A 6,074-nucleotide genomic window follows, 5' to 3' on the forward strand; every position below is an offset into this window, starting at 1 on the left:
CATTCGAAAGGGCGCCCGGTGGGCGTGCCGATAATGCTGACCTGTAGCCGTCGCGCTACAGGGCCGGGGTTCGCAGCGGATCGCGCTTCATCAGTGCCGTACACCCCAGTGCAATCAGCGCCATGCCGATCAGGTACACGATCACGTAATGCGGATTGCCGTCACCCATGGCCAGCAGTTCGGTGGCGATCATCGGTGCGAAACCTCCGCCCAGGACACCGGCCAACTGGACCGACACCGAGATGCCGCTGTAGCGGATTTCAGCGGGGAACTGGCGGGCGAACAGCAACGATTCCGGCGCATACAGGATCGGGAACACCACGCCCACCGCCAATACCATTGCCCACCAGACCAGCACCGGGTCGCGAGTGCCGAGCATGGCGAAGAAGGGGTAAACGAAGGCGCACAGCAACAGCAGCCCTGCGAAGTACAAGCGCTTCTGGCCAACCCGGTCGGAAATGTGCCCGCACAGCGGCATGGTCACCAGTGACAAGGCGGCCCCGGCGGTAATCGCTCCCAATACATCAGCGCGGGGGATCTGCAACTGGTTGGCGGCGTAGGCCAAGGCGAAGGTCACAGACATGTAGAACCAGGCGTTCTCGGCAGTGCGCGCGCCGATGATGGTCAGGGTTTCCCTGGGATGCTCGCGGAACACTTTGAACAAAGGCACCCTGACCGCGATGTTGTCTTTTTTCAGTTTTTCGAAGTCGGGTGATTCCGGGACTTTCAGACGAATCAGCCAGCCCACGCCAAGCAACACCACGCTGGCCAGAAACGGAACGCGCCAGCCCCAGGCGAGCATGTCGGCTTCCGGCAGTTTGGCCACCATTGCCATGGCCAGCGACGCCAGCACCAGCCCGGCACCCACACCGGTTTGCGGCAGACTGCCGTAGAAGCCTTTCTTGCCTTCGGGGGCATGTTCGACCGCCATCAGCACCGCCCCGCCCCACTCGCCGCCAACCGCCATGCCTTGCAGAAAGCGCATGGCCACCAGGATCACCGCGGCCCAGTAACCGATTTGCTGATAGGTGGGAATCAGGCCAATGACGATGGTCGGTATGCCCATCAGCATCAGGGTGAACAGCAGCATGGATTTGCGACCGATCCTGTCGCCGAAGTGGCCGAACACGATTCCGCCCAGCGGCCGCCCGAGAAAGCCCACGGCGTAGGTGGCGAACGCCGCCAGCACACCGATGATCGGGTCCAGTGCAGGGAAAAAGATTTTGTTGAAAATCAGTGCGGCAGCCGTGCCGTAAAGAAAAAAGTCATACCACTCGATGGTCGTGCCCGCCATGCTCGCCGCGCCGGCGAGTCGGTAGGACCGGATCTTGTTTCTTGCGGCACTGGCGTCGAGTACGCCCGCGTCCGCCGTAGTAGCGTTCTTCATAAACTCCTCCGCTTATTTATTGTTGTGCAGGGTGTTATGCGATGTGGGTGATACGGTGTTGAGTCGGGCGTGCTCTGTGTATTTATCCTGCTCGTCGTAGCCGTGCGGTCTGCCAGCGGTGCGCCCTCAACGATGTCACCGCCAGCAGCATGTGTAACTACAGCGGGAGGATCATCGGTTGGATTGGCCCATACTTCGGAGTATAGATGTGCAAACTTCTAATAAGAACGCACATAAAAGCAGGTTCGACATGCAAAAAAACATCACATCCCTAGGCGCTTTGAACTGGGATGACCTGAAGTTTTTTCTCGAGGTAGCACGCACGCGCAAGGCCAGTTCAGCGGCCAAACGGCTAGCGGTGGACTACACCACCGTGTCTCGGCGCATCAGTTCGCTGGAAACTTCACTGGGTACGTTGCTGTTCGAAAAATCACGCAACAACGGCTTCGTGCTCACCGCCGAAGGCCAACGCCTGCTGGGCTCGGCCGAGTCCATCGAGAGCACCCTGCACATTGCCTGTGAACAGGTTTCAGGCTCCGGCGTCGCGTTGTCCGGCCACGTGCGCATGGGGTGTACCGAAGGCTTCGGCAGCTTTTTCATCACGCCGCAGTTGACCCATTTCACAGATATCTATCCGGCCATCTCGGTGGATATCCTGCCGTTGCCGCACTTCATCAGTCTGTCCAAGCGCGAAGCCGACATCGTTATTGCTCTGGAGCGGCCGGAACACGGCCCTTACGTGTGCTGCAAACTGTGCGACTACACCCTGCGGTTGTACGCCACCCAGGAATACCTGGATCGCCACCCGCCAATCAACAGAATCGAAGACTTGGCCGGGCAGCCGTTCATCAGCTATGTCGACGACCTGGCATTCAGCCCCGAGCTGCTCTATCTGAACAATCTGCTCCCCGGCGTCCATGCGAACCTGCGTAGCACCAGTGTCATCGCTCAATACGTCGCAGCGTTGCAGGGCCGGGCGCTGGCGATCCTGCCGTGCTTTTTGGCGGCGCAAGACTCACGATTGCTGCCGGTGCTGGAGAACGACGTGAACATCACCAGGCAATTCTGGATGTACTGCCGGGAGGATCTGCGCAAGTTGAAGCGGATTACGTTGTTGTGGGATTACATCCGCGAGGTCACCGAACTCAATAGCCCGTTATTGTCGGGCGAAACCCCTAGCCTTCGGTTTGCAGAATGAGTGCCGGCATGGACTAACGGCGCCACATCGTAGCGATGTCAGAAGTTGTGGTCACGGCTTGTGACAGGCCCTGAGACGCAACTTGTGACAGCCGGATGGCATTTGCAGACACTGAATGCTTTGGCTACCAGGGGCGCCCACAAGCACATGTGGGCCCATGCAAGTGCGGGGTAAGGCTCAGGCGCGCAAGAAGCTTGCCCCCGCCGAGCAGCACGTTGCTTGAAACCCAAGGTCAAGACGCCACAAAACACCCGTATCGGCGCCTTCCCAGTCGCGATCATTAACTTCGGATAATTCAGGCCCGACTCAAGACGCTTCCTACATTTTTTCCCTCCATAGCTTGCTAGCGTTGCTCACTTCAGCCTCCCACAAGCTCGCAGGAATATCGTTCGTTGGTTCCGCGCGTGGGTCCATGCTACTTGTCTGGAAGGGAACAACGGATGTTCAACGCAAGTCATCAAACGCATTTCAGCCTCACCATCAGCGACTTCCAGCACGACCTTCAGGTCCTCTCATTCACTGGCCAAGAATCGATTAGCGCGCCCTTTTCGTTTGATATTGAGCTGGTCAGCGAACGTCCTGACCTGGATCTCGAAAGCCTATTGCACAAGCAAGCCTTCCTGGCATTCAACGACAGTGACGCTGGTATTCACGGGCAGATTTACCGCATTGCACAGGGGGACTCCGGTAAGCGGTTGACCCGTTACAGTCTAACGCTGGTCCCGCAGTTAGCTTATTTGGCGCATCGGACCAACCAACGGATTTTCCAACAACAAACCGTCCCGCAGATCATTGCGCAGATTCTTGAAGAGCATGGCATCCAGCGTGACGCCTACCAATTTCAGTTGGGCTCAATCTACCCAGCACGCGATTACTGCGTCCAGTACAACGAATCCGACCTGCACTACATTCAGCGTCTGTGCTCGGAGGAAGGTATCCACTACCACTTTGAGCACTCGCAACACGAGCACGCACTGGTATTCGGGGACGACCAAACCGTATTCCCCAAGCTGAGCAGGCCAACGCCCTATGTGCAGGACAGCGGCATGGTTGCCGATGAGCCCGTAATCAAACGTTTTAATCTTCGTCTTGAGACCCGAACCAGTCGAACAACGCAACGTGATTACGACTTTGAGAACGCTCGCGTCACACTGGAGGCGGACTGTCGCCCAGCCGCTCGAGACGAACAGCCTGATCTGGAAGACTACCAATACCCAGGTGGTTTTACTCAGCGTGAGCGAGGCAAACTGTTGAGCAAGAGGGCTCTGGAAGGCCATCGTGCAGATTACCGTCAGGCCGAAGGCAAAAGTGATCAACCCGCATTGGTCAGCGGCCACTTTCTCGAACTGTCCCAACACCCGCGTCAAGAGTGCAATGACCTCTGGCTACTGACCTCGATTCGCCACGAAGGCCTGCAACCTCAGGTTCTGGAGGAAAGCCTTCCCAGCCACACCAGTGACCGCAAGGATGATTTCCATCAGGGCTACCGAAACGTCTTCACGGCGACTCCGTGGGACGTGTTCTATCGCCCACAGCAGGCCTATGAGAAGCCTCGGATACCTGGCAGTCAAACCGCTGTGGTTACCGGCCCCAAAAGTGAGGAAATCCATTGTGACCCACACGGGCGGGTCAAGGTGCAATTCCATTGGGACCGCGGAGGTCAGACCGATGACAAAAGCAGTTGTTGGCTGCGTGTCGCTACCAGTTGGGCGGGCAACAGCCATGGCGCGGTAACCATCCCTCGGGTCGGCATGGAAGTCCTGGTGTCGTTCCTGGAGGGTGACCCGGACTCTCCCCTGATCAGTGGTTGCTTGAGTAACAGTGCCAATCCAGTGCCCTACGAGTTGCCCACCCACAAGACCCGCAGCGTATTTCGCAGCCGCAGTTCACCAGCCAGCACGGGCTTCAACGAACTCCACCTGGAGGACCGCAGCGGCCAGGAGCTGATCTACCTGCGTGCTCAGCGGGACATGGAACAGAAAGTTGAAAACGACAGCCGTCTGGAAGTCGGTAACGAGCGTAAGGAAACCATCAAGGGCAACAGCATCGCCGTGTTGGAAGCTGAAGACCAACGTACTGTCACCGGTGACCGCAAAGTTCAGCTCAAGGCCAACGACCACTTATTGGTAGCGAACAGCAGTCATACCCGCGTCGGGCAAACGCTGGTCGCCGAAGCAGGTCAGGAAGTTCACCTGAAAGCCGGGGCTCATTTGATCCTGGATGCGGGCGCCAGTATTACCTTGAAGGCCGGCGGTCAACACATCGTGATGGGTCACGGTGGGATCTTCAGCAGCTCTGATATTCAACTCGGCGGTGCCCCGGTTGGAGGAACTGCGGCCAATCCAATATTGCCGGGGGCATTGACTGCGCTCATGGCTCCCGCAGCGCTCCCACAAATAATTGCGCCTTCCCAGCACGCCCTGATGGCCCTCTCAAAAGCCATAGGCCCTGATTTCTGCCCGATCTGCGAAGTCTGCAAAAACGGTGTTTGCCTGACTGGAGGAGACACAGCATGACCGGCATGTCTGCTCAACAATGGATGATCGAACAACGCCAACTCGGGCATTTTCTGTGTCTAATTCTGGACTCTGAGGACGAACGCCAAATCCGTCAGGTTCTGCTGGGCTCTCACGATAATGACCAGTATTGCAGTCTATACAGTGAGACATCGGCAGCAGACCTGGCGGATGCCGGGCCTTTCCTGTTCCTTATCGGCAACCCGGAAGACGGACAACTGAACGAGTTGCTAAAGGCCCCTGAAAGGAACTGGGGCTGGCTTGCCAGTATTCCACGTGAGACAGCTCTACAGGAGCTGGCCAAACATTGGCGTGAGCGTCTGATTGTTGGGACGCGACCGTATCAGGCGCTCTATCGTTTCCATGACAACCGAGTACTGACCCGCGCACTGAAGCACTTAACCACTGAGGCCATCCCGGGGTACTTGGGGCCCATTATCAGCGTCTGTTACTGGCAGGGTCAGCACTGGGAAACGCTCACTAATCCCAAACCGGGCAATCATCCTGTTCCTGAAAGCCCTGCATGGTGCGGGGTGCCGGTTGAGGGCGAACAGTCCGCACCCATACGTGAGGTCAATGCACGTCGCTACCTGCTGGCCGAACATCTTGACGCCTACGCCCGCATTGCTGAACAACAAGACCCCGATCTATGGCTCAGCACGCAGTTGGCCTTGGCTGACTCGTGGGGTTGGCAAGCGCCGGAGCAATTGGAGTTCTTATTGATCCAGAGCTTGAAGGAAATAGACGGTACCTTCGCAAAGCGCTGGCAAGCCCGCCCTGATGAAACTCCGGACGCTCATTTCGAGCGGGTTTATCAAGCAATTCAATTTTGGCAAGCAGAAGCCCCGCTGTGAGACAGACAATTAGAGTCCTGCTCTTGGGCGGCTGTATGGTCCTGAGCTCAGGGTGTGCCACGGGGACGCAGGAGAGCTTCACCTTTACGGCAGACCTGCCTCCAAACTTCACTTATGAG

Annotated in this window: 4 protein-coding genes; 3 read left to right on the top strand and 1 reads right to left on the bottom strand. The window is 57.5% G+C overall.

The window, feature by feature from the left end; translation table 11 throughout:
* Nucleotides 1–55: 55 nt before the first annotated feature.
* Nucleotides 56–1,387, bottom strand: a complete 1,332-nt coding sequence (locus B3I26_RS12185; RefSeq protein ID WP_296257944.1) for an MFS transporter — start codon at nucleotides 1,385–1,387, stop codon at nucleotides 56–58.
* 250 nt (nucleotides 1,388–1,637) lie between these two features.
* Here B3I26_RS12185 and B3I26_RS12190 point away from each other — a divergent pair, with 250 nt between their 5' ends.
* The 3 genes from B3I26_RS12190 to B3I26_RS12200 all read left to right on the top strand — a co-directional run bounded on the left by B3I26_RS12190 (nucleotide 1,638) and on the right by B3I26_RS12200 (nucleotide 5,955).
* Nucleotides 1,638–2,585, top strand: coding sequence for a LysR family transcriptional regulator (locus tag B3I26_RS12190; RefSeq protein WP_296257945.1), 948 nt, complete (start codon nucleotides 1,638–1,640; stop codon nucleotides 2,583–2,585).
* A gap of 440 nt (nucleotides 2,586–3,025) precedes the next feature.
* Entirely contained in the window at nucleotides 3,026–5,101 is a 2,076-nt protein-coding gene (locus B3I26_RS12195) for a type VI secretion system tip protein VgrG (RefSeq protein WP_296257947.1), read from the top strand.
* Complete coding sequence (locus B3I26_RS12200; RefSeq protein ID WP_296257949.1) at nucleotides 5,098–5,955, top strand: DUF4123 domain-containing protein; 858 nt, start codon at nucleotides 5,098–5,100, stop codon at nucleotides 5,953–5,955. The genes B3I26_RS12195 and B3I26_RS12200 overlap by 4 nt, the downstream gene beginning before the upstream one ends.
* The last annotated feature ends 119 nt before the right edge of the window (nucleotides 5,956–6,074 follow it).

This window comes from Pseudomonas sp. UBA5706, from assembly GCF_002419965.1.
Classification (GTDB): Bacteria; Pseudomonadota; Gammaproteobacteria; order Pseudomonadales; family Pseudomonadaceae; genus Aquipseudomonas.

Excerpts from the sequence above, each read along its gene's own strand:
- B3I26_RS12200 (WP_296257949.1), top strand. The coding sequence starts at position 5,098 with ATGACCGGCATGTCTGCTCAACAATGGATGATCGAACAACGCCAACTC.
- B3I26_RS12195 (WP_296257947.1), top strand. The coding sequence starts at position 3,026 with ATGTTCAACGCAAGTCATCAAACGCATTTCAGCCTCACCATCAGCGAC.
- B3I26_RS12190 (WP_296257945.1), top strand. The coding sequence starts at position 1,638 with ATGCAAAAAAACATCACATCCCTAGGCGCTTTGAACTGGGATGACCTG.
- B3I26_RS12185 (WP_296257944.1), bottom strand. The coding sequence starts at position 1,387 with ATGAAGAACGCTACTACGGCGGACGCGGGCGTACTCGACGCCAGTGCC.